The following is a 25,323-nucleotide window of genomic DNA, read 5'->3' as shown; positions in this document are numbered from 1 at the left end:
CCCGGAAAGTCAAGGCAGGTCGGGCCGTCAAAACGGCCTTTGCACATTGCCGGAATAGAAATAGATGCCCAGACCCGCAGCAAAGATGATGTTCCCGGCAATCGCGTGCAGAAGAACGGCGTAGAAGAACGAACCGCGCCGGCGGTACGCCCATGCAAACAACAGCCCTCCGGCGAAGGTCATCACGGCGACAAGCCAGCTCCAATACATCAGATGCGCCAATGAAAACAGGGCGGCATTCAGCATATAGGCCCAGCGCCCGTCTGGCAGAATGCCGTGGTAGCGGCGGAAAAACAGCACGCGAAACAGCAACTCCTGCGGCAGGGCCGAGGCCAGCGGATAGCCGATCCAGATCACCATCAGCAGCTCGGGCCGGTAGCGCAGCAGCGCAAAGGCAGCGTCCGGGCGGGTCATCATCACCAGCGCCGAGCACACCGCCACCATCGCAATTGTGAACACCAGAACCTCAATCCACGACCAGTTGCGCCAGCCATAACGCAGTTCTGCCCAGGAAAAGCCGGGCGTGTTGTGCAACAAAACGATGCCCAACCCGGTGAAGGCAAATAGTGAGGGGAACATCCAGTCCGGCGGAAACAGGACCGCGATCAGCACCGGCACAGCGACGAAAAACAGCACAAATTCCAGCCATAGCCGAGGGCGCACCGCCGCGCGTTCCAGCCATTCGTCCTGTTTGGTCACTGCTCTGCCAACTCCGCCCGGATCATCCCACGCAGGGAATTGCCCATATGGATGGTTTTCGCATTTCGGAGATCGGTCAAGGTCAGAACAGCCTCGGCCCCTTGATTTGTGTCCAGAAATTCCTGCCGCAGGACACCCGGCAACAACCCGCTGGACAGCGGCGGGGTCAGATGCTGGCCATCTGGTGTTTCGATGAAGAGGGTGGTGATCGTGCCCTCACACAGCTCATCCCGTTCGTTCAGGAACACCAGTTCATCGACTCCGTCGGGCAAGTTCGCCCGCGCGGTGTCATAAACGGCGCGGCGGGTTGTCTTGTGTTGCAGCCAGATATCTGCCGAAGACAGCCGCTGTCCGGCGATCCCCAGCCGCCAGAGGGGCGGGTTCGCCGTCAGATCGCCGGTTGTCAGATCAAACTGCCCGCCCCGGTCCAGTGTCAGCCGACACCGCAGCGGGCCAGCGCCCAGAACCGCATTCAAGGCATCAATCGCCCTGTCGCGGTCAAAAGCGATCCCGAACGCCTCAGCCGACGCCGCCATCCGGTTCAGGTGCCGATCCAGCCGGACAAATCCGCACTCTGGCCGCAAGGCCAGGGTTTCGATCAGGCGGAAATCAGGCTCGGCTGGCGGGCAAAGCGCGCTTTCCATAGCGCCTCCTCATATTCCGAAGGGGCGGTGCTGTCCCAGACGACGCCGCCGCCCACATTCAGCGTGGCAGCACCGTTTTCGACCATCATTGTGCGGATGGCCACGTTGAATTCCCACCGGCCATCCGGCGCGGCCCATCCGATTGTGCCGCAATAGATGTCGCGGGGCCATGGCTCCAGATCGGACAGGATTTCCATCGCGCGGATTTTGGGCGCGCCGGTGATTGATCCGCACGGGAACAGAGCCGTCAGGATGTCCGACAACCCGGCCCCCTTGTGCAATTGCGCGGCGACCTGCGACACCATCTGGTGCACCGTGGCGTAGGTTTCGACCTTGAACAGTTCGGGCACCGTGACCGAGCCCGGCAGCGCCACCCGGCTGATATCGTTGCGCAAAAGATCGACGATCATCAGGTTCTCGGCCCGGTTCTTTTCGTCCGACGACAGGAAAGCGCGACGGCGCTCATCCTCAACTGGGTCCTCGGAACGGGGCTGAGTGCCTTTCATCGGGCGGGTTTCGATCCGACCCTCAGCATCGGTGCGAAAGAACAATTCGGGCGAACGGCTGAGCAGGTCCGGCAGCCCGTCCTGCTGCACCAGCGCGCCATGACCCACGGGCTGACCGGCGGCGAGTAAGGCATATAAAGCGGCGCTGTCACCCGCCATTCTCAGATCAATCGGAAAGGTCAGATTGGCCTGATAGATATCTCCTGCCCCGATCGCCGCATGCACCGCCTGAAACGCAGTGTCATAGCGGGCCTGATCCCAACGGGGCCGAAGTTCAGTCACCTCACCACCGGGCGCGGGCAACGCCACCCGGTCCGGCGCATCATAAACGCCAAAGCACAGCAAAGGCAGGCGACGCTGCGCGGGCAAACGCGCGGACAGGCGCGGTTCCAACACATATCCCAGCTCATAGCTTGCGTAACCGGCCAGCCAGGCCCCATCAGCGCGGGCCTGATCCAGCGCTGCCAAAGCGTCGGGCACATCCTCGGCCCGATCCGCGCAGATCATCTGCGTGGGCTGTTGAAACCCGGTGCCACGCCCGGCCGGTCCCTGATCGAAACGAATCCGCACTTGCATCCCCATTTGCCACGCTCCGCGATATAGAGATTGTGACAGCAGGGGAAAGAGGAGAAAGCGGCAATTTCACCCCTGTTTCCGATCCCCCTTGCACCTTTTCGCGCGGTCCCTATAACGCAGGACAATTTGGGTGCCGGGATGGTGCCCTGACTCGCGGAAAAGTGAAGGGACCAAGCCATGCCGAGAAGAACCGACATTCAGTCGATCATGATCATCGGGGCAGGCCCCATTGTCATCGGCCAAGCCTGCGAATTCGACTATTCCGGCGCTCAGGCCTGCAAGGCGCTGCGCGAGGAAGGCTACCGGGTCATTCTGGTCAACTCGAACCCCGCGACGATTATGACCGATCCGGGTCTGGCCGATGCCACTTATATTGAACCGATCACGCCCGAGGTGGTCGCCAAGATCATCGAGAAAGAGCGCCCCGACGCTCTGCTGCCGACGATGGGCGGGCAGACCGGTCTGAACACCTCGCTGGCGCTGGAAGAGATGGGCGTGCTGGACAAGTTCGGCGTCGAGATGATCGGCGCCAAGCGCGACGCCATCGAAATGGCCGAAGACCGCGCCCTGTTCCGCGAGGCGATGGACCGGCTGGGCATCGAAAACCCCAAGGCCGAGATCGTGACCGCGCCCAAGGATGAAGACGGCAAGAAAGATCTCGACGCAGGTGTGGCGCTGGCCTTGGACACGCTTGAAACCGTGGGCTTGCCCGCCATCATCCGCCCCGCCTTTACGCTGGGCGGCACGGGCGGCGGCGTGGCGTATAACCGTGAGGATTATATCCATATTTGCCGCTCGGGCATGGATGCCTCACCCGTGGGTCAGATCCTGATCGACGAAAGCCTGTTGGGCTGGAAAGAATACGAGATGGAGGTGGTGCGTGACACCGCTGACAACGCCATCATCGTCTGTTCCATTGAAAACGTCGATCCGATGGGCGTGCACACGGGTGACTCGATCACCGTCGCCCCAGCGCTCACGCTGACCGACAAAGAATACCAGATCATGCGCAACCATTCGATTGCGGTACTGCGCGAGATCGGCGTTGAAACCGGCGGGTCCAACGTGCAATGGGCGATCAACCCGGTCGATGGCCGCATGGTCGTGATCGAGATGAACCCGCGCGTGTCGCGCTCGTCCGCGCTGGCGTCCAAAGCGACCGGTTTCCCGATTGCCAAGATCGCCGCGAAACTGGCCGTGGGGTATACGCTGGACGAGTTGGACAATGACATCACCAAGGTCACGCCCGCCTCGTTCGAGCCGACCATTGACTATGTCGTCACCAAGATCCCGAAATTCGCCTTCGAGAAATTCCCCGGCTCTGAACCCTACCTGACCACTGCGATGAAATCGGTGGGTGAGGCGATGTCTATTGGTCGCACCATCCACGAATCGATGCAGAAGGCGTTGGCCTCAATGGAATCGGGCCTGACAGGGTTTGATGAGATCGAAATTCCAGGCCTGAATGCAGGTGTCTGGGAAGAGGCCGACGATAAGGCCGCCGTGATCAAGGCGATCAGCCAGCAGACTCCCGACCGTCTGCGCACGATTGCTCAGGCCATGCGTCACGGCCTGACCGACGACGAAATTTTCGGCGTCACCAAGTTCGATCCGTGGTTCCTGGCCCGCATTCGCGAGATCATCGACGCCGAGCGTCAGGTCCGCAAAGACGGCCTACCGGTGACCGAGGACGGCATCCGCAAGCTGAAAATGCTGGGCTTCACCGACGCGCGTCTGGGCAACCTGACGGGCCGTGACGAAGACAACGTTCGCCGCGCCCGCCGCAATCTGGGTGTTCACGCTGTCTTCAAACGCATCGACACCTGCGCCGCCGAGTTCGAAGCGCAGACGCCCTATATGTACTCGACCTATGAGGCCCCGATGATGGGCGAGGTCGAATGCGAGGCGCGCCCCTCGGATCGCAAAAAGGTCGTCATCCTCGGTGGTGGCCCCAACCGGATCGGGCAAGGGATCGAGTTCGACTATTGCTGCTGCCACGCCTGTTTCGCGCTGACCGAAGCTGGTTATGAAACCATCATGATCAACTGCAACCCCGAGACTGTCAGCACCGACTATGACACCTCGGACCGTTTGTATTTTGAGCCGCTGACCTTTGAACATGTCATGGAAATCCTGTCGAAAGAGCAAGAAAACGGCACGCTGCACGGTGTGATCGTTCAGTTCGGCGGTCAAACCCCGCTGAAACTGGCCAACGCGCTTGAGGCCGAAGGCATCCCGATCCTGGGCACCACTCCGGACGCGATTGACCTCGCCGAAGACCGTGAACGCTTTCAGGCTCTGGTCAACGATCTGGGCCTGAAACAACCCAAGAACGGGATCGCCTCGACCGACGAACAGGCGCTTGAGATCGCCGAAGAGATCGGCTTCCCGCTGGTCATCCGCCCCTCTTACGTTCTGGGCGGCCGCGCGATGGAGATCGTGCGCGATATGGATCAGCTGCGGCGTTACATCAACGAGGCCGTGGTGGTCTCGGGCGACAGCCCTGTGCTGCTCGACAGCTATCTGGCCGGTGCGGTGGAACTGGACGTGGATGCGCTGTGCGACGGCACCGACGTGCATGTCGCGGGCATCATGCAGCACATTGAAGAGGCCGGTGTGCATTCGGGCGATAGCGCCTGTTCGCTGCCGCCTTATTCCCTGTCGCAAGAGATCATCGCGCAGATCAAGGATCAGGCCTTCAAACTGGCCAAGGCGCTCAACGTTGTGGGCCTGATGAACGTGCAATTCGCGATCAAGGATGATGAGATTTACCTGATTGAGGTGAACCCCCGCGCCAGCCGCACCGTGCCGTTCGTGGCCAAGGCAACCGACAGTGCGATCGCCTCAATCGCTGCGCGCGTGATGGCCGGAGAGAAGCTGTCGGCCTTCCCGATGCGCCCCGCTTACCAGGAAGGCAAAGACACCAAGATCGCCGATCAGATGACACTGGCCGACCCGGACATGCCGTGGTTCTCGGTCAAAGAGGCGGTGATGCCCTTTGCCCGCTTCCCCGGCGTCGATACCATTCTGGGCCCCGAGATGCGTTCGACCGGCGAGGTGATGGGCTGGGATCGCGACTTCCCGCGCGCCTTCCTCAAGGCGCAGATGGGGGCCGGCATGGTGTTGCCATCCTCGGGGCGTGCGTTCATCTCGATCAAGGATGCGGACAAGGGCAATGCGATGCTTGAGGCTGCCAAGGTGCTGATTGAACAAGGCTTTACGCTGGTCGCAACCCGCGGCACGCAAAGCTGGCTGGAAGAACAGGGCGTCGCCTGTGAGGTGGTCAACAAGGTCTATGAGGGCCGCCCGGACGTGGTGGACATGCTGAAAGACGGTCAGGTGCAACTGGTGATGAACACCACCGAAGGCGCGCAGGCGGTTGAGGACAGCAAGGCCATCCGGTCCATCGCGCTGTATGACAAAATCCCCTACTTCACCACCGCCGCAGGGTCGAACGCCGCTGCGCTGGCGATCAAGGCGCAGGCTGAAGGCGATGTCGAGGTCAAATCTCTGCAAGGATGATTTGGCCGCCCCGTCTGGCGCGCAATCAATTGCAGCAAGCGGTGCAAAGCTGCGCGCCGCTTGCATTCCCTTAGGTCAATACATCTTGATCAAATCTGGCCGGGGCTGCATTTTGTGCAGATCACGAAATCAGGACCCGCCATGTTTACCCCCGCCATCACCGGTTCCGGTGTCTATACGCCCGAAAACATCATCACCAATGCCGAGCTGGTCAAGGCGTTCAACGCCTATGCCGACCGGGTGAATACCGAAAACGCCAAAGCGATCTCGGCCGGGCAGCTCGAGCCTTTGCAGCATTCCTCGGAAGAGTTTATCGTCAAGGCTTCGGGTATCGAAAACCGGTTTGTCATGGACAAGGAAGGCGTCCTGAATCCCGAGATTATGCACCCCACTCTGCGCCAGCGCAGCGATGACGAACCGGGGATCATGACCGAGATGGCCGTGGATGCCTGCAAAAAGGCACTCGCGCAGGCCGGACGGTCGGCCGACGAAGTTGATCTGGTGATTTGCGCCGCCTCGAACCACGAACGCGCCTATCCCGCGATTGCCATCGAAATCCAGCAGGCGCTTGGGATCGACGGCTTTGGGTTTGACATGAATGTGGCGTGTTCTTCGGCAACATTCGGTATTCAGGCAGCCGCTGACATGATCCGGTCCGGTTCGGTCCGGTCGGCACTGGTGGTCAACCCCGAGATCTGCTCGGGCCATCTGGAGTGGCGTGACCGGGATTGTCACTTCATCTTTGGCGATGTCGCGACGGCTACTCTGATCGAGCGGGTAGAAGATGCCAAAGGTCCGTATTTCGAGATCCTCTCGACCCGCTGCGCCACGGCGTTTTCCAACAATATCCGTAACAATAACGGCTTCTTGCGCCGCTCGCGCCCGGACGGTGTGGTGGATCGCCGCGATATGCAATTCATGCAAAACGGGCGCAAAGTGTTCAAAGAAGTGCTGCCGATGGTCAGCAAGCATATCAGCGATCACATGGCCGCCGAAGGGGTCGTAAGCGATGATCTGAAACGTCTATGGCTGCATCAGGCGAACAAGACCATGAACGATTTCATCGGCAAAAAGGTTCTGGGACGCGAACCGGAACCCGGCGAACAACCCAACATCCTGCAAGATTACGCCAACACCTCATCCGCAGGGTCCATCATTGCCTTTTCAAAGCACTCTGATGATCTGCAGGAAGGCGATGTCGGGCTGATTTGTTCGTTTGGCGCCGGCTATTCGGTGGGGTCGGTGATCGTAAAACGGCGCGTCTGAGCGTATTTCACCGCCCACCCCCGGGTTTGACGGCGTAGACAACCTAAAGAAAAATTCAGGCTTCGCAAATCTGCCGTTTAATCGCGGTCCTCATATCGGTCGCGGATGCGCAACGCATCTGCATAACCTGATACGAGGAGCACTTTGCGATGCACAGACACACCCGCAACATCCTGCCCGCTTTGGCCATCGTGCCAGTTTTCTCCATCGCGGCCACCGGCGCGATGGCCGAACCCGAAATCTGTACAGCCAATATGGCCCGCGCGGCGGCAGATGACGGCGACTATTCCGCGTTATGCGGATGTTCGCGTGTGACAAAGGGGTTTGTGACTCATCTGCAAAACCGTACGGACTTTGACACAATTCTTGGGGCGACCGCCGCCCAGTGTCAGGGGTTGGCAAACCTTTTGTCTGACGTGCCGACAGCCTCGATACAGACGGCAGAACGCGGCGAAGACCGCAGCAGCGACCTGTCATCGGGGTCCGGGTCAAACGGCGGCGGAAGCCAGTCGAACGGCAGCGATGGTTCATCCGGCGACAATAGTGACACCCCGGGTGACAGTGGAACTGATCCCGGCAATGGAGGAACAGGGCCAGGCAATGGCGGTGGCAACGAGCCAGGCGATGGTGGCGGTAAGGGCGGCGATGGCAAACCCGGCAAGGGTGGTGGCAAAGGTGGCGATGGCAAACCCGGCAAAGGCGGCGATAAAGGTGGCGATGGCAAGCCCGGCAAAGGCGGCGACGGAAAAGGTGGAAAGGACGGCGGCAAAGGGAAAAGATAAGCCCGCCAGCGCTACGTCCACAATTTGGATCGATCACTTATAGCTGAGCTGTGCCTGCAGCTCGGCAAATGCCCTATGACCGGTGCGCTAGCTGACGCTTTCTTCTTCCAGATGCAACTTCATCTCGATCAGAACCTGTTGCAGCATGCTGGTTTCCTTCAGCAGACGCTTGGCCTCGTTGACCGTGATGATCCCGTCTTCGATCGCGGCCTGATATTCCGTCATCAACATGGCGAACCGCTGGCTGAGCGCAATGACGTCCGAATTCACCCCACCCGTGCGTGGCGTATCGGAATTCCGGCCATCATATGACAGCGTAATATTCTGCAAATCCGCAAGCGCCGAAGTCACATGCGGATAGTTCGCCGCGTTCTCCAGTCGCGCAACAGCATCAACGGGCATGAACCGGTCGGCATGCTCGTCATTGTCGGAATAATACCGCCCCAAGGTCGCTTTGGATTTTCCGGTAATCTCGCACGCTGCTTCGATTCCAACATCCTTGACCAATGCTTCGGTGTGCTTCTTCAGATAGGCCCCGATATCTGCCATAGTGCTCCCTTTGTTACCTGCGCACCTTCCCTGGGCCTGTCCCTGCCGGGGAAAGGGTAGAGAAATTTCCCATATCCGTACTGTAATTGAAAGACCATAAATGAACTATCCCTCAGATATGCGAGGGTTTTGTGAGTGAGTGGCGGCCGTTCGTGCCGGTAATGAGTAATCGTAAGGCAGATTTTTCGCCTTGCTGTGTCCTGGCCATATCTAGGCCAACGACGTCGCTGTCGCGGACAGAAGGCTATCCATCCCCAAGAGCATCTGCTCGGCCTTTATGACCGTGATGGCGGCGTCACTCCTCTCTGTTCATCCTGTGCTTGCCCCTCCTTGCCGGGGGAATTAGACCCCGCGTATGGCAAAACTCTACTTCAACTATTCGACCATGAACGCGGGCAAATCGACCGTGTTGCTGCAAGCCTCGCACAACTACCGCGAGCGGGGGATGGACACCTATCTGATGACCGCTGCGCTGGACGGGCGCGCGGGCGTGGGTCGGATCGCGTCCCGCATCGGTATCTCGGCCGAGGCGGACACGTTCACCGCCACGGATGATGTCTTTGCCATGATCGATGCCCGCCAGTCGCAAGGCAACCTGGCCTGCGTATTTGTGGATGAAGCGCAGTTTCTGACCGAAGATCAGGTCTGGCAACTGGCCCGCGTGGTCGACGACCTGAAACTGCCCGTGCTGGCCTATGGATTGCGCGTGGACTTTCAGGGTCGCCTGTTTCCCGGCTCAGCCGCGCTGTTGGCGCTGGCCGATGAGATGCGCGAGGTCCGCACCATCTGCGAATGCGGGCGCAAGGCGACAATGGTGATTCGGCAAAACGAACATGGCCGCACCATCACCGAAGGCGCGCAGGTTCAGATTGGCGGGAACGAGACCTATGTCTCGCTCTGCCGCAAACACTGGCGCGAGGCGATGGGCGGCTAGACCGGGTTGGGCAGCGGGCGGCCTGCGACAAAGGCCGCGACGTTGTCCAGCGCCATATGGCCCATATCTGTCCGCACCTCCTCGGTCGCGGTTCCCAGATGCGGCAGCAACGTCACGTTTTCCATATCCATCAACGCCTGCGGCACGGCGGGTTCGAACTCGTAGACATCCAGCCCGGCCCCTGCAATCTGATTGGTCTGCAACGCAACGATCAGCGCGGATTCGTCCACAACCTCACCCCGGGCGATGTTGATCAGTATCGACGACGGCGTCATGGCCTCAAACACCCGGGTACTGATCAGATGCCGCGTCTCAGCGCCACCGGGAACGGCAAGAACCATGAAATCAACCGATGCCGCCAGCGCGGTCAGGTCGGGCACAAAGGTGGCGGCAAAGTCCAGATCTTTTGCACTGCGCGATTGATAGGCCACCTGCATCCCGAATCCATAGTGGCAGCGCCGGGCAATGGCCTGCCCGATCCGCCCCATGCCCACGATGCCAACGCGTTTACCCGTGACGTGATGACCCAGCATTTGCGTCGGGTGCCATCCTTGCCAGTTGCCCGCACGCACCAACCGCTCGCCTTCACCGGCGCGGCGGGCCGTCGTCAGCAGCAGAGTCATGGCGACGTCGGCTGTCGCGTCCGTCACCGCTCCGGGCGTGTTGGTGACGGCAACGCCAGAGGCGCGCGCCGCGTCCACATCAATGTGGTTGTAGCCAACACCGAAATTGGCCAGCAGTTTGCACCGGGGCGCGGCCACGTCCGCAAAGACCTGCGCCGAGAAGAGGTCGCCGAGGGTCGGAACCACCACATCGAATTCGGACAGCGCTCGGCGCATCTCATCCTGCGTCATCGGCTGTGTCTCGGTCCGGAATTCGACGTCGAACTCGGCACGAGCGCGGGCCTCGACTGCGGCGGTCATCGGGCGGGCAATCAACAGCTTCATCAGTGCATCCGCCCGCCGGTTGGAACCCGGGAATCCGGGCCAATCAGCACGATCTCGCCATTTTCGTCGGGCAGACCCAGCACCAGAACCTCGGACATGAACCTGCCGATCTGGCGCGGCGGGAAATTCACCACCGCCATCACCTGCTTGCCCACCAGCGAGACCGGATCGTAATGGGCGGTGACCTGCGCCGAGGTTTTGCGCTCGCCAATCTCATCCCCAAAATCGATCCACATCTTGATCGCGGGTTTGCGGGCCTCGGGATAGGGTTCGGCGCGCAGGACCTCGCCCACACGGATATCGACCTTTAGAAAGTCGTCAAATGTAATGTCACTCACGGGACAGCTCCTTGGATCGGTCAGTGGCCGCTTTGACGGCGCGATTCAGCAAATCAGGAAATCCGTCTTTCTCATCCATCAGCACCTCAAGCGCGGCTTGCGTTGTGCCATTGGGCGAGGTGACGTTGACGCGCAATTGCGCCGGATCATCCTCGGAAGTCATCGCCAAAGCCCCTGCCCCGGCCACTGTCGATTTGGCCAGTTTCATTGCCAGGGCTTGCGGCAAACCCTGCGCCTCACCGGCGGCGGCCAGCGTTTCGATCAGGTGAAAAACATATGCCGGCCCGGAGCCACTGACCCCGGTAACCGCATCCATCTGCCCCTCGTCACTCAGCCGTACGGTCTCCCCGATTGCGGACAAAAGTGTTTGGGCCAAAGCCACATCCGCGTCCGAGGCCACAGCGTTGCCAATGAGGGCCGTGATCCCTTGCCGAATCGCTGCCGGAGTGTTCGGCATCGCGCGCACAATCGGGGTATCAGCGCCCAACACGGATTCGAATGTCGCAATCGACGTCCCCGCCGCAACCGAAATGAACAGGCTGTCACCGCCGCCCAGCGCCGCGATGGCAGGCAGAGCGTCTCCCATCATCTGCGGTTTAACCGCGACAAGCACCACTGCAGGGGATTCGGGCAACGGCGTGTTGATGTTGACGCCCAACGCCTTCAGCCAATCCGACGGGTACGGGTCAATCACCCAGACAGACGAGGCAGAAAGGCCATGCTCGAGCCATCCGGCGAGCATGGCCGATCCCATCTTGCCGCATCCCAGAAGAACCAGCCCCTGTTCCGCGACGCGCGACATATCCATGATTGCCCCTCCCCTTTGGTTCGGGGCAAAGCTTTACGCGCGGCCGTAGGCCTCTGCAATGGCGACTTGCATTGCGTCTTCGGGGGTGCGGTTGCCCCAGGTCACCAGTTGAATTGCGGGGTAATAGCGCTCGGCGCTCAGTACGGCGGCGTTGATCATCGTATCGATCTGTTCCGGGCTGGCCATCTGACCACCCGCCAAAACCAGACCATAGCGATAGACCATAAGTTTCTGGTTCGCCCAATAGGTGAACGCCCCGGCCCAGCACTGATCGTTCATCCGGTTCAGCAGCTCATACAACTCGGTTTCGCGCTCGGACGGAGGCTCCATCTCGAACGAACACACCATGCGCAGAGTTTCGTCAAAATTGGACCAGGCCAGAGTGATCGAGTATGTGCGCCACTGCCCTTCCACAGCCATGGCAATCTGGTCATCTCCGATCCGGTCGAAATCCCAATCATGGTGCTCGGCCAAGTGTTCAACAATATCAATCGGATGAAGATCTTCTTCGAGAAACTGCTCGGAAAGGGCCATAATGCCACCTCACTAATCTCTAGCAATTTGGGGCTGGCAGCGCCCCAGCGCTAGTTGCCTGCACTACAAGCCGGGCTTCCCCCTTAGGCCTGTACTAAATATGGTGCGATGCGAGGCGCGCTGTGACAACCCTATTTATTGGGGATAACAGCAATAAGTTGTGGACGAATGGCAACGGAGCTCAAAATATCGGCGTCCCTTGCAGCTTTGTCTTGATTAAAGCCCGGGAAGCAGCAAAATGCACGACACCGTCCAACCCGGGGCACGGACTGGACGGTGCGTGAATTTTCCTACAAAGCTGAAATCTGGTGTTATTTGTCCAGTTTTGCCTCAAGCGCGGCGATGCGCGCTTCAAGCGCCGCATTTTCTTCGCGGGCTTTCTGCGCCATCGCGCGAACGGCATCAAATTCCTCACGCGTGACAAAATCGCGATCGGCCAGCCAGCGGTCGATCATGGATTTCATCGCATTTTCGGCTTCTTCCCGCGCGCCTTGCGCCACGCCCATGGCGTTGGTCATCAGTTGGGAAACATCATCCAGAATCTTGTTGCGGGTTTGCATGGGCTTTCTCCGATTTCGCGGTTGGTCTCTATATGGGGAAAGATCGGCGCAGGCTCAAGGTTGACTTGTCCTGCAAAGCCCGGGCAATGAGACGCACATGCAGGCTGTTCTGAATTTCCCCGATCTGTCGCCCGAATTGTTCTCGATCTCGCTTATGGGGATGGAGTTCGCGCTCAGGTGGTACGCGCTGGCGTATATCGCCGGCATTCTGATTGCATGGCGGATGGGTGTCATGGCGTTGAACCGGCCGGCCTTGTGGCCGGGGCAAGCAGCCCCGATGAAGGCCGATCAGCTTGAAGATTTGCTGACTTGGATCATTCTGGGCGTTATCCTGGGCGGCCGTTTGGGATTTGTTCTGTTCTATCAACCCGCCTATTACCTGACCTACCCACTTGAGATCCTGAAGGTCTGGCAAGGAGGCATGGCGTTTCATGGTGGCTTGTTGGGTGTGGTGATTGCGTCATACCTTTACGCAAGACGCCACCAGATCCCGGCCCTGTCGCTGGCTGACTTGATTGCACATACTGTTCCGCCGGGGTTGTTGCTGGGACGTCTGGCGAATTTCATCAATGCAGAACTATGGGGTCGTCCCAGTGATGTACCATGGGCCGTGATTTTCCCCGGTGCGGCGGCGCAGGATTGTCCAGACATCGTCGGCCTATGCGCGCGCCACCCCTCGCAACTGTACGAAGCGGCGTTGGAAGGCGTTTTTCTAGGCGCGCTTGTGCTGTGGCTGGTATATCGGCGCGGCGCGTTCAAACGCCCCGGTCTGGTGATGGGCGTATTTTTGGCCGGATACGGAGCTTCACGTTTCATTGTCGAATTCTTCCGGCAACCGGATGCCCAGTTCGTCGCGCCCGGCAATCCGCTTGGTCTGGCCTGGCACATTGGCGGCTACGGCCTGACCATGGGACAAGTGTTGTCATTGCCCATGATCGGGTTGGGCCTGTGGTTTGCCCTGCGCGCACGGTCAGCCAAATGACCTTGACCGACCATCTGCTGAAACTCATCGCCCAAGACGGCCCGATGAGCGTGGCCGATTACATGACCGAATGTCTGCTGCATCCGGTTCACGGGTATTACACGACCCGGGACCCCTTGGGGGCGCAGGGCGACTTTGTCACCGCTCCGGAAATCAGCCAGATGTTTGGCGAGTTGATCGGGCTCAGCCTTGCGCAAAGCTGGGTGGATCAGGGTCGTCCCACGCCTTTCACCCTTGCCGAACTGGGGCCCGGTCGCGGTACCCTGATGGCGGATATCCTGCGCGCGACGCGCGGCGTCGCGGGGTTTCACGATGCAGCCGACATCGTGCTGTTCGAGGCATCACCAACTCTGCGCGATATTCAGGCCCGGACGTTGAAGGGTCACGCGCCTCGCTGGGTCGAGTCTGTCACTGACTTGCCCGATGCACCATTGTTTCTGGTCGCGAACGAGTTCTTTGACGCCCTGCCCATACGCCAGTTCCTGCGCGATGGCTCGGGTTGGCGTGAGCGTTTGATCGGCGCAGAGGGTGCGGCTCTCACCTTTGGACTGGGTCCCCGCACAACTCAGGTGGCACTGAACGACCGGCTGCAGGATACAAATGACGGCGATCTGGTCGAACTATGTGCCGCCGCCATTCCAATTCTGACAGTGGTCGCCGGTCGGATCGCCACGCATGGCGGGGCGGGGTTGATTGTCGACTATGGCGACTGGCGCTCTCTGGGCGACACGTTTCAGGCAATGCGCGCCCATGAACCCACAGACCCACTGTCTTCCCCCGGGTGTGCGGATCTGACCGCGCATGTGGATTTCGAACCTCTGGCAACCGCGGCGCGCGCCGCCGGCTGCAGGCATTCTCGGCTGACCCCGCAAGGGGTATTTCTGGAACGCCTCGGGATCACGGCCCGAGCACAGGCTTTGGCGAAACCCCTGGGCGGTCCCGTGCTTGAAACGCTGATCGCAGCACATCGCCGGTTGACGCATCCAGAGGAAATGGGAAACCTGTTCAAAGTGCTGGGCCTCTACCCATCATACGCCTCACCACCGCCGGGACTGGAAGCATGACACTGGAAATTCTGACCTCAGAGATCTTGTCGCCGGTGCGCCACGGCTTTTTCACCCGTCGCGGCGGGGCCTCTTCCGGGATATTTTCGGGCTTGAATTGCGGTCTGGGATCGTCTGACCTGACCGAGGCCGTCGCGCTGAATCGGCGTCGGGTCGCGGATGCCATGGATGTACCCCATGACGCGCTGGTTGGCGTGCATCAGGTCCATTCCCCCACTGTCCTGACCATTGACGCGCCTGTTAATGGTGAAAAGCCCAAGGCCGACGCTGTTGTCACAAACACACCGGGATTGGCGCTGACCATTCTGACAGCCGACTGCCAGCCCGTTCTGTTTTCCGATCCTGACGCTAATGTGATCGGGGCCGCACATGCGGGTTGGAGAGGCGCGCTGGACGGTGTTCTTGAGGCCACGCTGGAGGCCATGGAAGCCCTGGGCGCAAGCCGCGCAAACACGGTCGCCGTTATCGGCCCGACAATCTCGCAACGCGCTTATGAGGTGGGTCCCGAGTTTCTGGATGACTTCCTGATGAACGCGCCGGAAAACGCCCGTTTCTTTGCAAATGGCAACACTGACAGGCTGCAATTCGACCTGCCCGCCTTTGGACTGCACAGGCTTCGCGAGGCAGGTATCGGGCAGGCAGAATGGACGCGGCACTGTACGTATTCCGACCCGGACAGGTTCTATTCCTACCGCCGCGCAACACACGCGAAAGAGGCCGATTACGGCCGTCTGATTTCAGCCATCAGATTGTAAATCTGGCCCGAATTAAGGCAGTTCTGCCCACTTTCCGCCACATTTATTGTGTTTACCTGAATTAGAATCGTTTCAAATTATCAACGAATCTCAGACGTTTACCTGCTGTTTGCATGCGTTTCGGCTGATTTTCTTAACAAAAAGGAAAATAAAACCTTCAATTTGTCCTCAATTCATCTCGGATCAGCCTTATCCGCGCCGCAAACCGGCATCAGGAATAGATGATAACGGGAACAAGGGCCTCAAGGCCCCAGATGAGCAGGACAGAAACAATGAAGACGAAATCACGCTTTCTTTGCGCAGTTGTGGCCACTGTAAAGGCTCAGGAACCAGAAATGCCCTGGAAACGTGTTTCAAGTCGCTCTGTCAGAGTTGCGCGCCGGTTGGCGGCACGACGCTGACGCAGAAATCCCGCGAGGCCAGCTGCCGGCTTCAAGGGGCAAGATCCATGTCAGCCGTTGCTTCGAGGGTTGATATGTGACGTCGCAGATGGGTTTGCGGCAGTTTTTTCGAAGTGTGTCTGCGCAGGCATTTTTCGCCTGCGATTAACGAGTTTGTCTGGGGGGTCATGGTTTTGACCAAAATGCAGCTGTTTTCTTTCGCGGCGCGGCGTCTGTTCGACGACTGCCCTGCGATTGCCCTGTTTATTAAAGGCAAAGAACACATCCATCAGGCGGAATGCACGGGGGTTCAACCCGCCTTGTTGGTTATTAGAGGGGTGGAAAGTCGATGACTATTCCAAATTCTCTGGCCCGTGCGGCCAGAAATGCGGTCGAGACGTCCGTAATATTACGCGACGCGCCGAGACCGGCAACCAAATCAAAGGCGCAGTTGCGGCGCTATGAAGTGTCAACGCTGCTGGCCAATGGGGAAGTGTCCCAGACGCGTCATATTGCACCGGCCTTGCCGATGTTTGAAGACGCGTTCTGCGCCTTCACCCGTGGCTCACTTGTTGAAACACCACAAGGGCCGATGGCAATCGAGGATCTGCTTCCCGGCGATCAGGTGCTGACGCAGGATGGCGGATCTGAAACCGTGGTCTGGAAAGGCTCGGTCACGCTGATTCCGGGACGCGAGGATTCGCGTGGTCGGACCCGACCGCTGACCCGGATCATGGCCGACACGTTTGGCATGCAAAAGCCGATGTCAGGCGTCATCGCGGGCCCTGCCGCGCGATTGCTGGGAACACCTGCGCATCTGCGACATCTCAACGATGGCGCACCGATGCTGACCCCGGTCCGTGAGTTTCAGGATGGAATGAGCGTGATTGAAACCCTGCCGCCGACACCGGTCGAGTTGTTTCACATCTGTCTCAAGCGCCATGCGGTTATTCGGGTCGATGGACTGCAATTTGAGACCTATCATCCCGGTATAAATGCGGTTCGGATGATCAGTCACTCTTTGCGATCCATCTATTTGAATCTATTCTCACATGTAGAATCGCTAAATGATTTTGGCCCGCTGCTGATGCCGCGCGCCGGAGATGGAGAGGTGGACGCGATTCTAGCGTGATTTTGTAACTATTGCTGCAAATGTGGGGGCATCATGCAGATATTACTATGTTGGGTGTTTTTCCTGATGGTGGTCGCGATATTGCCACCATCAGCGACCGGTGTTCAGTCAGTTGGCCTCAGGCCGACCGGTTCATCCGCTCTTCCAATACGTCAAATGGTACGCCTGGCTCGTCTTTTGCGCCTCGGATAACAAGCGACGTCTTGACGCTGGCCACGTTTGGCGTGGTCAGCAATTCGCCCGTCAGAAATTGCTGAAAGCTGGACAAGTCAGGGGCGACGCATTTCAGGATGAAGTCGACCTCGCCGTTCAGCATATGGCATTCGCGGACCAGCGGCCAATCGCGACAACGGTCTTCGAACGCGCTGAGTTCGGATTCCGCCTGGCTTTCAAGCCCGACCATCGCAAAGACCTGAACCTCGAACCCCAGTTCGCGGGCATTTACCTCGGCGTGGTAGCCGCGAATATACCCGGATTCCTCTAAAGTACGCACGCGACGCAAACACGGGGGCGCTGAGATTCCGACGCGCTTTGCAAGCTCAACATTGGTCATCCGACCATCCGCCTGCAATTCCGCCAGAATTTTGCGGTCAATTTCATCCAGCCGGGTCGTGACCATTGGGAGCTCCTGTTTTTTTCAGTTGTTATAGCAGCAGCGGTTACAGACGCAATTATATTTCACAGCCGCGCAATATTCTTTATTTCACTGACGGATTTCGCCGTTTCATTTGCCTCCCGCATGAAAGTCAACGAGCCGCAGGAAGGGGCTTTAAGCCCCGCCTTGCCATCGCTATATCCATCCGCACCGGGCAAACATGCCCGCAAGGCAGATCGAGTTGGGGGTACCATGGCCGACACAAGACATACCAAGGTTCTGATCATCGGATCGGGACCAGCCGGATACACGGCTGGCGTTTACGCAAGCCGCGCCATGCTGGAGCCCATTCTGGTCCAGGGCATCGAACCCGGTGGCCAATTGACCACCACAACCGAGGTCGAGAACTGGCCCGGTGACACCGAAGTACAAGGCCCCGATCTGATGGTGCGGATGCAGGACCATGCCAAGGCAATGGGCTGTGAGGTCATCGGCGATATCATCAATGATCTGGACCTGAGCCAGCGCCCGTTCACTGCAACGGGTGACAGTGGCACAGTGTACACCGCCGATGCCGTCATTCTGGCCACCGGCGCGCGTGCGAAATGGCTGGGTTTGCCCTCGGAAGAGAAATTCAAAGGCTTCGGCGTGTCTGCCTGCGCCACCTGCGACGGTTTCTTTTATCGTGGGCAAGAAATCGTCGTGATCGGCGGTGGCAACACGGCTGTGGAAGAAGCACTGTTCCTGACCAATTTCGCCAGCAAAGTGACTCTGATCCACCGCCGCGATGAATTGCGGGCTGAAAAAATCCTGCAGGACCGGCTGCTGAAGAACGAGAAAATTGAACCCTTGTGGTTCCATCAGTTGGAAGAGGTCGTCGGTACCGACGCACCGCTGGGTGTGGAAGGTGTCCGAGTCAAACACGTCAAAACCGGTGAGATTAGAGAAATCCCCTGCAAAGGCGTCTTCGTCGCCATCGGCCATGCGCCGGCGAACGAGTTGGTCAAGGACACACTGGAAACCCATATGGGCGGGTATGTCGTCACCAAACCGGGAACCACCGAAACCTCGGTGCCGGGCGTGTTTGCCGCCGGTGACCTGACAGACCATGTCTATCGTCAGGCCGTCACCAGTGCCGGAATGGGATGCATGGCGGCATTGGATGCCGAACGGTTCCTGGCCGAGAACGACTGACATGATCACGGAATTCTCTGGCCCGGTCTGGAGAATTCTGTTCCGCACACAAGCTGACACACCGCTGGCCCCTGCCCGCGCGCCCGAAGGTCGCTTTCATCATTCAGGCCAGTTCGCGATCTATGCATCGCTTAGCGCCGAGGGCGCCGGGATTGCCATCAAACGCTACGTCTCGGCCAGCGATCCTGTTCGTGTTATCCAGCGGCTGAGGGTGTCAGGCGCAAGACTGATGGATTTTCGCGGTCGCACCGAGGTATCGATCGTCTGGCAGGACATTCGGGAATCCGGTCGCCTGTCCCCAACGTGGCAGTATTCCGATCAGGCCCGCGATTCCGGTTCGGACGGGTTGATTTACAGCTCACGATCCCGTCCTGACCTCAGCCATCTGGTATTGTTCAGCGCATGCACTGGCCTGATCTGCGCCGAAAGTGATCCCCACGACTGGGTCGCTGAAAGGTGACGGCCCCTGCCTTGACCGCTTGGCGCAGCCGTATCAGGATCACACACGACAAAGTGCAAAGCAGGTGATTTTATTGAATAACACTCTTTGGCGTGGCGGATGGGTCAGCCGGCTGAGAATCGCAAGCGGCCTTGTGCTGTTCGTCTTTTCGTTTTTCCATTTCATCAATATTGGCCTTGGCCTGTTTCATACCGATCTGCTGCACGGGATGCAGGACGGCAGGCACGTTGTGACCCGTCACAATCTGGGTGCGATCATCCTCTATGCGGCATTACTGGTTCACGCTGGCTTGGCCTTTGTGTCGATCGCACAAAGCCGCACCCTGCGCATGCCGTTCAGTCGGGGGCTGCAAGTCGTTTTGGGGTTGCTGATCCCGATCCAGCTGATCTCACATCTGGTGCAGACCCGCTATGCGCATGAGGTTTTCGGCGTCAATGACGAAATGGGATATATCATCCTTCAGATGTGGCCCAGCACCGCCATCTGGATGCAAAGCCTTCTGTTGCTCGTCGTTTGGGTTCACGGTTGTATTGGCCTGCATATGTGGCTGCGGCTAACCGATTGGTGGCAAAAGACGGTGCCCTACCTTATCGGCGTGTCCGTGTTTATTCCAGCTTTCGCGCTGGCGGGTCTTTTGACCGAGGGGCGGCGCATTTGGGCAGATTTTGCCGACCCGGCGCTGCGTGCGCAGTACATCGAGCATTACAACTGGCCCTCACCCGACGCCGCAGCAAATTTGTTTACCGTCAAAGACCACGCGATGACGGCGTTTTGGGCTGCCCTTGCCCTGACGGCCCTGATTTACGTGGGGCGAAAACTGTGGCGGCGACGGCATTCTGTTCGGGTGAGCTATGTGAACGGGCCCGAGATCATCTCGGAAAAGGGGATGACCCTGCTTGAGATGTCGAATGCCAATGGCATCCCGCATACGGCCCTGTGTGGGGGCAAGGGACGCTGCACGACATGCCGGGTGATCGTCGAAGAAGGCGCGGATCATCTGCATCCCCCCAGCGAGATCGAGGCCCGCAGCCTGTCCGCCGTTGGTGCCCCGCAAGGTATGCGACTGGCTTGTCAGGTGCGTCCGATGGATCCGGTCACGATCTACCGCGTGTTTCGCCCGGATGGGCTGCGCGGTCGTGCACATGCCAGCCAGGGCGAGGAGCGTAAGCTGGCCGTTCTGTTTCTGGACATGCGCGGGTTCACGGCCCGCACGGCGGGTCAACTGCCCTATGATATCGTGTTCCTGCTGAACCGTTTCTTTGACGCGATTGTCCCGGCCATCATCGAACATGGCGGTATCGTCGACAAATATATGGGCGACGGGCTGCTGGCGATGTTTGAAACCAAAGACGAGGTCAGCTCGGCCCGTGCCGGGCTGGCCGCCGCTGTCGCAATCGGGCGCGCATTGGAGCTTTTCAACAAACAGCTCGCCGCCGAGGGCAGCCCCGCCATTCGCATCGGCATGGGGTTGCATCTGGGTGATCTGGTGCTGGGCGAGATCGGCGCGGACAAGCACGCCCCACGCACCATCATCGGAGACGCGGTCAACGTGGCCAGCCGTCTTGAAGCGGAAACCAAGGCGCTGAGCGTCGAGCTTCTGGTTTCCCAAGACCTGTTGCTGGCTGCGGGCGTGACATCCGGGATGAACGATCTGCGCGACTTTACCCTGCGGGGCGTCTCACAACCTGTCGCGGCTCTGCCTGTCCGGCGCGCGGCGACTCTGGCAGATCGCTTCCAAGCCGAGGAAGAGGTCGCTTAATCAGGGCCAATGCGCACCAAATCCGGGATTTTGGTTTCCAAATCGGACAATCGGTGAAATTTCCTTCCATTTCGGTCGAAAACGCCGCATATCGTCCTTTGTTTTCGTCCGCCTCTGGACATCTGACATTTACCGGGGCACATGCCCTGCAAACACCCGACATTCACTATCAAAACGACACAGTGACACGAGTATTCCGATGACGATGCTAGCCAATCTCGCCCCTATTCCTGAATTGTATGTCTCATACGAATCTGCCCAAAAGCTGAAGGTCGAAGCCGCCGATCTGACCAGCTGGGATCTCAGCCCCCGTCAGATTTGCGATCTGGAATTGCTGATGAATGGCGGGTTCAACCCGTTGAAAGGGTTCCTGAGCGAAGCCGACTACGACAACGTTGTCGAAAACATGCGACTGGCTGATGGAACACTTTGGCCGATGCCGATCACGCTGGACGTCAGCGAAGACTTCGCCGACAAGATCGAGCTGGGTCAGGATATCGCCCTGCGCGACCAAGAGGGCGTGATTCTGGGCACCATGACCGTGACCGACCGCTGGACGCCTGACAAAGCCCGCGAGGCAGAAAAAGTGTTCGGCGCGGATGATGACGCGCATCCGGCCGTAAACTATCTGCACAATGTCGCAGGTAAGGTCTATCTGGGCGGCCCCGTGGTCGGCATCCAGCAGCCGGTGCATTATGACTTCCGCGCCCGTCGCGACACGCCCAACGAGCTGCGCGCGTATTTCCGCAAGCTGGGCTGGCGTCGCATCGTGGCTTTCCAGACCCGCAACCCACTGCACCGCGCGCATCAGGAGCTGACCTTCCGCGCAGCCAAGGAAGCCCAGGCCAACCTGCTGATCCACCCTGTTGTCGGCATGACCAAACCCGGCGACGTCGATCACTTCACCCGCGTGCGCTGCTACGAGGCGGTTCTGGACAAATACCCTGCCTCAACCACTTCGATGAGCCTTCTGAACCTGGCAATGCGCATGGCTGGCCCGCGCGAGGCGGTCTGGCACGGCCTGATCCGCGCCAACCATGGCTGCACACATTTCATCGTCGGTCGTGACCATGCTGGCCCTGGCAAGAACTCGGCTGGTGAGGACTTCTATGGTCCCTACGACGCGCAGGACCTGTTCCGCAAATTCCAGGATGAAATCGGCATCGAAATGGTCGATTTTAAACACATGGTCTACGTGCAGGAACGCGCCCAGTACGAACCCAATGACGAGATCGAAGACAAGGATAACGTCACGATCCTGAACATCTCGGGCACCGAACTGCGTCGCCGTCTGGCCGAAGGTCTGGAAATCCCCGAATGGTTCAGCTTCCCAGAGGTCGTGACCGAGCTGCGCAAGACCAAACCGCCACGCAGCCAGCAGGGTTTTACCGTGTTCTTCACCGGTTTCTCGGGCTCGGGCAAATCCACCATCGCCAACGCTCTGATGGTCAAGCTGATGGAAATGGGTGGCCGTCCCGTGACGCTGCTGGATGGCGACATCGTGCGGAAAAACCTGTCTTCCGAGCTGGGCTTTTCGAAAGAGCACCGCGATCTGAACATCCGTCGCATCGGTTATGTGGCGTCTGAAATCACCAAGAACGGCGGCATTGCCATCTGTGCTCCGATCGCGCCCTATGCTTCGACCCGGCGTGCGGTACGTGAAGACATCGAACAGTTCGGTGCCTTTTGCGAGGTCCACGTGGCCACCAGTATCGAGGAATGCGAACGCCGCGACCGCAAAGGCCTGTATAAGCTGGCCCGCGAAGGCAAGATCAAGGAATTCACCGGTATTTCGGACCCGTATGATGTTCCCGCGAACCCTGAACTGAGCGTCGAGACCGAGAATGTCGAGGTCGACAACTGCGCCCATCAGGTTCTGCTGAAACTGGAAAGCATGGGCCTGATCGCCGGGTCCTGATTTCAGATTTCAAAAACACACAGGCCCTCGGAACTCCGGGGGCCTTTTTTGTCTGCGCTCGGAATGCCTCAATCCGGGAGGTCAACCTGCCCGCGCATCAGGATGTGTCCGCGCCCTGCGACCTTGATCCCTGTCATCGCATCCGGCGGCCCGACGCGTGAGACGATCGCCTGTCCGGGACGCCCCATGTCATGGCCCTGTTCCGCGACGAAAGAATCTTTTGGCATCAGCCCGTATTTCCACAAATACGCTGCCATCGCTCCGGTCGCAGAGCCGGTAAACGGGTCCTCTGGCGGGCTGGGCGGCGCGAGCAGAAGCCGCGAGAAGGTATCCCCCGCCTCGGTTGCGCCTTTCAGCGTCACAAGGAACGGTTCGGCCATGTCGGAACCCGAAAAACCGGCCTTTGCGGCCAATTCCCGCAGCGGGTCCTCCGCCAGTCTGGCGGCACGTAGCGCGTCGTGATCCCGCAAGACGGTGATACAGAATGGCAGACCGGTTGAAACAAATTGCGGAGGAGACACTATTGCGTCTTCAGGCAGTCCAATCGTGGATGCGACCAAATCTACCGGAACCAAAGCACCAAATTGCGGGGCCACCTGTGTCATCTCGATCTGGTTACCGTTCAAATTGATCGTGACGATCCCGGCCCCGGTTTCCAGCGTCAGCGCGTTGCCCTGAAACAGACCACGCGACCGCATTGCCGCGACCGTTGCGATGGTGGGATGTCCGGCGAAGGGAATCTCACGGCTGGCCAGAAAGTACCGCACGCGGACGTCGGCCACTTGGGAAGGGCCGGTAAATGTGCATTCAACCAGAGAGGTTTCGCGCACATAAGCCATGCAGGTATCCTGGGACAAGCTGGCACCGCCATGCACCACAGCGCACCCATTGCCGCCGAACGCCCGATCCGTAAAAGCGTCTACCCAATCAAAGTCGAACCAGCTCATTCCGCGCGCCCTCCACCATGCGATCCGTTACAGGTTCGCATAGCTTGCCCGGTGGGCTGAAGATGTCACGAGGAAAATAGCGGGGCCGTGTCAGTGCACGGCCACCGGCGAGAAATCATGCTCACGCGCAAGATTGAACGCCAGCTTGCGGTCGGCGACAAGCGCCAGTTGCTGACCGTCCGAATCATGGACGGCGTACAGCTCATCCAAATCGCCTGCCTGCTCGCGCACTTCCCACGGCAGATCGGCTACTTCTACTTTCTTGACATAAACGATCCGGTCGCCTTCGGCGTTGATTTCAATCGGTGTATTCATTGCTCTTACCCCTTCTTGATATTGATCGTTTGCACCACGGTTTCAGGTACGGCGCGGGTCAGGTCCACATGCAGAAGACCGTTTTCCATGATCGCCTCGCCCACTTCGACCCCGTCAGCCAGCACGAACATGCGCTGGAACTGACGCGCCGCGATGCCGCGATGCAGGAATATGCGCCCCTCGCTGTCGTCGCGTTGACGCCCCCGGATGACCAGTTGGCGATCCTCGATGGTGATCGACAGGTCTTCTTCCGCGAACCCGGCCACGGCCAAGGTGATGCGATAGGAAAAATCCGAGGTCTGCTCGATATTATAAGGCGGGTATCCTTCATTTCCGGCCTTTGCAGACCGTTCCAGAAGACGTTCCAATTGCTCGAACCCCAAAAGATGCGGGTATGAGCCCAAGGTAAGTTTCGACACTTGTGTTCGTCCTTTATTGTCAAAGCGACGTGTTTTGCGGCCCCGTTCTCGGCAACCACGTAGAATAGAATATGGGAATATGGCAGGATGTCCACAAGGTCTGGCGGGATAAACCCTGACACACTATCTTGTGTGACAAGCACCACAACAAGCCCGAGTCGCCGATGAACGCCCCCACTGATATTTCGATGAAAACAGACGAAGTTCTGCGGGTTGAATTGGAGGTTTTTCGCCGCCAGCACCGTGATCTGGATGAAGCCATCGCAGCACTGCAATCGACCGGAACGGCAGATCAACTGACCGTCAAACGTTTGAAAAAGCAAAAACTGCGGCTCAAGGACATCATTCGTTTGATCGAAGACCGTCTGACCCCTGACATCATCGCCTGAAAGATGTGGAGCCTTTAACCTAAAGCCCTGCGAGATTGAGCGCCAAACACCTTTTTCATTGTGTTTTGGGGCGTTTTACTGGCGTCGATCGCAGTTCATTTGATCATCGGCGATGCGGTGGTTTCTTATAGAGGCGCAGGTGAACAGAACCATGTAGCATTGCGAGGTGACCCTGGCAGCTGGGTTCCAATTTCGAGCTTCCTGTATTTTACACATTCTGCATTGAAAAAAGCCATGTTGCTGTCGTGCTTAGGCGCTTTAGGGTTCGCGCTGTATAGATGGTTGATTGATGCGTCCACAGCCGCGGGCCAATAGGCGGAAGACACGACTATACCTCATTGCCACGAAG

Annotated in this window: 26 protein-coding genes; 13 read left to right on the top strand and 13 right to left on the bottom strand. The window is 58.9% G+C overall.

The genetic code is table 11. The annotated features are described in order from the left end of the window. Positions 1–27: 27 nt before the first annotated feature. Genes ACR0K4_RS03435 through ACR0K4_RS03425 form a run of 3 tightly spaced genes read right to left on the bottom strand, consistent with a single transcriptional unit; the run spans position 28 to position 2,425 of the window. A complete protein-coding gene (locus tag ACR0K4_RS03435; protein WP_480852819.1) occupies positions 28–699 on the bottom strand; it encodes a CPBP family intramembrane glutamic endopeptidase in 672 nt (223 codons plus the stop codon). Beyond that, positions 696–1,343 (bottom strand): aminotransferase class IV family protein, encoded by a 648-nt coding sequence (locus tag ACR0K4_RS03430; RefSeq protein WP_480852818.1) that lies wholly within the window; start codon positions 1,341–1,343, stop codon positions 696–698. The genes ACR0K4_RS03435 and ACR0K4_RS03430 overlap by 4 nt, the downstream gene beginning before the upstream one ends. After that, a complete protein-coding gene (locus ACR0K4_RS03425) occupies positions 1,298–2,425 on the bottom strand; it encodes an aminodeoxychorismate synthase component I (RefSeq protein ID WP_480853108.1) in 1,128 nt (375 codons plus the stop codon). The genes ACR0K4_RS03430 and ACR0K4_RS03425 overlap by 46 nt, the downstream gene beginning before the upstream one ends. A 177-nt stretch (positions 2,426–2,602) precedes the next feature. Here ACR0K4_RS03425 and carB point away from each other — a divergent pair, with 177 nt between their 5' ends. From carB to ACR0K4_RS03410, 3 genes are all read left to right on the top strand, one after another. After that, entirely contained in the window at positions 2,603–5,947 is a 3,345-nt protein-coding gene (carB, locus tag ACR0K4_RS03420) for a carbamoyl-phosphate synthase large subunit (RefSeq protein WP_480852817.1), read from the top strand. Positions 5,948–6,088: 141 nt separating this feature from the next. Next, positions 6,089–7,213, top strand: coding sequence for a beta-ketoacyl-ACP synthase III (locus ACR0K4_RS03415; protein WP_480852816.1), 1,125 nt, complete (start codon positions 6,089–6,091; stop codon positions 7,211–7,213). 149 nt (positions 7,214–7,362) lie between these two features. Continuing rightward, positions 7,363–7,995, top strand: coding sequence for a hypothetical protein (locus tag ACR0K4_RS03410; RefSeq protein WP_480852815.1), 633 nt, complete (start codon positions 7,363–7,365; stop codon positions 7,993–7,995). An 87-nt stretch (positions 7,996–8,082) separates the two neighbouring features. Here ACR0K4_RS03410 and ACR0K4_RS03405 read toward each other — a convergent pair whose 3' ends face one another. Next, on the bottom strand, positions 8,083–8,544 hold the full coding sequence (locus ACR0K4_RS03405; RefSeq protein ID WP_480521486.1) for a hypothetical protein: 462 nt from the start codon (positions 8,542–8,544) through the stop codon (positions 8,083–8,085). Positions 8,545–8,899: 355 nt separating this feature from the next. Between ACR0K4_RS03405 and ACR0K4_RS03400 the strand changes: the two genes are divergently transcribed. Next, positions 8,900–9,478, top strand: a complete 579-nt coding sequence (locus tag ACR0K4_RS03400) for a thymidine kinase (RefSeq protein WP_480852814.1) — start codon at positions 8,900–8,902, stop codon at positions 9,476–9,478. Here the strand turns inward: ACR0K4_RS03400 and ACR0K4_RS03395 are convergent. The 5 genes from ACR0K4_RS03395 to ACR0K4_RS03375 form a co-directional block, all read right to left on the bottom strand. After that, a complete protein-coding gene (locus ACR0K4_RS03395; protein ID WP_480852812.1) occupies positions 9,475–10,425 on the bottom strand; it encodes a 2-hydroxyacid dehydrogenase in 951 nt (316 codons plus the stop codon). The two genes, ACR0K4_RS03400 and ACR0K4_RS03395, sit on opposite strands and share 4 nt — an antisense overlap. After that, a complete protein-coding gene (locus ACR0K4_RS03390) occupies positions 10,425–10,763 on the bottom strand; it encodes a tRNA-binding protein (protein WP_480852811.1) in 339 nt (112 codons plus the stop codon). Before ACR0K4_RS03390 ends, ACR0K4_RS03395 begins: the two co-directional genes overlap by 1 nt. Beyond that, entirely contained in the window at positions 10,756–11,571 is an 816-nt protein-coding gene (gene proC, locus ACR0K4_RS03385) for a pyrroline-5-carboxylate reductase (RefSeq protein ID WP_480852809.1), read from the bottom strand. Before proC ends, ACR0K4_RS03390 begins: the two co-directional genes overlap by 8 nt. Before the next feature lie 33 nt (positions 11,572–11,604). Continuing rightward, complete coding sequence (locus ACR0K4_RS03380; protein WP_480852808.1) at positions 11,605–12,105, bottom strand: type III secretion system chaperone family protein; 501 nt, start codon at positions 12,103–12,105, stop codon at positions 11,605–11,607. A gap of 311 nt (positions 12,106–12,416) precedes the next feature. Further along, positions 12,417–12,665, bottom strand: coding sequence for an accessory factor UbiK family protein (locus ACR0K4_RS03375; protein ID WP_050604795.1), 249 nt, complete (start codon positions 12,663–12,665; stop codon positions 12,417–12,419). A 97-nt stretch (positions 12,666–12,762) separates the two neighbouring features. On the opposite strand from ACR0K4_RS03375, the gene lgt reads away from it, so the two are divergent. From lgt to ACR0K4_RS03355, 4 genes are all read left to right on the top strand, one after another. Continuing rightward, positions 12,763–13,647 carry a prolipoprotein diacylglyceryl transferase gene (lgt, locus tag ACR0K4_RS03370; RefSeq protein ID WP_480852807.1) on the top strand — a complete coding sequence of 295 codons (885 nt, stop codon included), beginning with the start codon at positions 12,763–12,765 and terminating at the stop codon, positions 13,645–13,647. Continuing rightward, entirely contained in the window at positions 13,644–14,711 is a 1,068-nt protein-coding gene (locus ACR0K4_RS03365; RefSeq protein WP_480852806.1) for a class I SAM-dependent methyltransferase, read from the top strand. Before lgt ends, ACR0K4_RS03365 begins: the two co-directional genes overlap by 4 nt. After that, complete coding sequence (gene pgeF / locus ACR0K4_RS03360; RefSeq protein WP_480852805.1) at positions 14,708–15,466, top strand: peptidoglycan editing factor PgeF; 759 nt, start codon at positions 14,708–14,710, stop codon at positions 15,464–15,466. Before ACR0K4_RS03365 ends, pgeF begins: the two co-directional genes overlap by 4 nt. A 729-nt stretch (positions 15,467–16,195) precedes the next feature. Next, entirely contained in the window at positions 16,196–16,978 is a 783-nt protein-coding gene (locus ACR0K4_RS03355) for a Hint domain-containing protein (RefSeq protein WP_480852804.1), read from the top strand. 118 nt (positions 16,979–17,096) lie between these two features. On the opposite strand, the gene ACR0K4_RS03350 is transcribed toward ACR0K4_RS03355, so the two are convergent. Then, a complete protein-coding gene (locus tag ACR0K4_RS03350) occupies positions 17,097–17,597 on the bottom strand; it encodes an Lrp/AsnC family transcriptional regulator (RefSeq protein WP_480521506.1) in 501 nt (166 codons plus the stop codon). 228 nt (positions 17,598–17,825) lie between these two features. Here ACR0K4_RS03350 and trxB point away from each other — a divergent pair, with 228 nt between their 5' ends. The 4 genes from trxB to ACR0K4_RS03330 all read left to right on the top strand — a co-directional run bounded on the left by trxB (position 17,826) and on the right by ACR0K4_RS03330 (position 22,904). Continuing rightward, complete coding sequence (gene trxB / locus ACR0K4_RS03345) at positions 17,826–18,767, top strand: thioredoxin-disulfide reductase (protein WP_480521508.1); 942 nt, start codon at positions 17,826–17,828, stop codon at positions 18,765–18,767. A gap of 1 nt (position 18,768) precedes the next feature. Beyond that, on the top strand, positions 18,769–19,227 hold the full coding sequence (locus tag ACR0K4_RS03340; RefSeq protein WP_480852803.1) for an RES family NAD+ phosphorylase: 459 nt from the start codon (positions 18,769–18,771) through the stop codon (positions 19,225–19,227). A 73-nt stretch (positions 19,228–19,300) separates the two neighbouring features. Continuing rightward, on the top strand, positions 19,301–20,986 hold the full coding sequence (locus tag ACR0K4_RS03335) for an adenylate/guanylate cyclase domain-containing protein (protein ID WP_480521512.1): 1,686 nt from the start codon (positions 19,301–19,303) through the stop codon (positions 20,984–20,986). A 199-nt stretch (positions 20,987–21,185) separates the two neighbouring features. Further along, positions 21,186–22,904: a bifunctional sulfate adenylyltransferase/adenylylsulfate kinase gene (locus ACR0K4_RS03330; RefSeq protein WP_480521514.1), complete on the top strand. Its 1,719-nt coding sequence runs from the start codon at positions 21,186–21,188 to the stop codon at positions 22,902–22,904. A 68-nt stretch (positions 22,905–22,972) separates the two neighbouring features. On the opposite strand, the gene ACR0K4_RS03325 is transcribed toward ACR0K4_RS03330, so the two are convergent. The 3 genes from ACR0K4_RS03325 to ACR0K4_RS03315 form a co-directional block, all read right to left on the bottom strand. Further along, the gene (locus ACR0K4_RS03325; protein WP_480521516.1) at positions 22,973–23,851 is read right to left on the bottom strand and encodes a PhzF family phenazine biosynthesis protein; all 879 of its coding nucleotides are present in this window, start codon (positions 23,849–23,851) and stop codon (positions 22,973–22,975) included. A 90-nt stretch (positions 23,852–23,941) separates the two neighbouring features. Continuing rightward, the gene (locus tag ACR0K4_RS03320; protein ID WP_480521518.1) at positions 23,942–24,166 is read right to left on the bottom strand and encodes a DUF1150 family protein; all 225 of its coding nucleotides are present in this window, start codon (positions 24,164–24,166) and stop codon (positions 23,942–23,944) included. 5 nt (positions 24,167–24,171) lie between these two features. Then, positions 24,172–24,585, bottom strand: a complete 414-nt coding sequence (locus tag ACR0K4_RS03315) for an Hsp20 family protein (RefSeq protein WP_010441788.1) — start codon at positions 24,583–24,585, stop codon at positions 24,172–24,174. A gap of 164 nt (positions 24,586–24,749) precedes the next feature. Here ACR0K4_RS03315 and ACR0K4_RS03310 point away from each other — a divergent pair, with 164 nt between their 5' ends. After that, positions 24,750–24,974, top strand: a complete 225-nt coding sequence (locus ACR0K4_RS03310) for a YdcH family protein (protein WP_480521520.1) — start codon at positions 24,750–24,752, stop codon at positions 24,972–24,974. Positions 24,975–25,323: the final 349 nt, after the last annotated feature.

This window comes from Ruegeria sp. K11 (assembly GCF_056531905.1).
The sequence above is the reverse complement of the archived record's forward strand: the minus strand, read 5'-3'. Positions and strand labels throughout refer to the sequence as shown.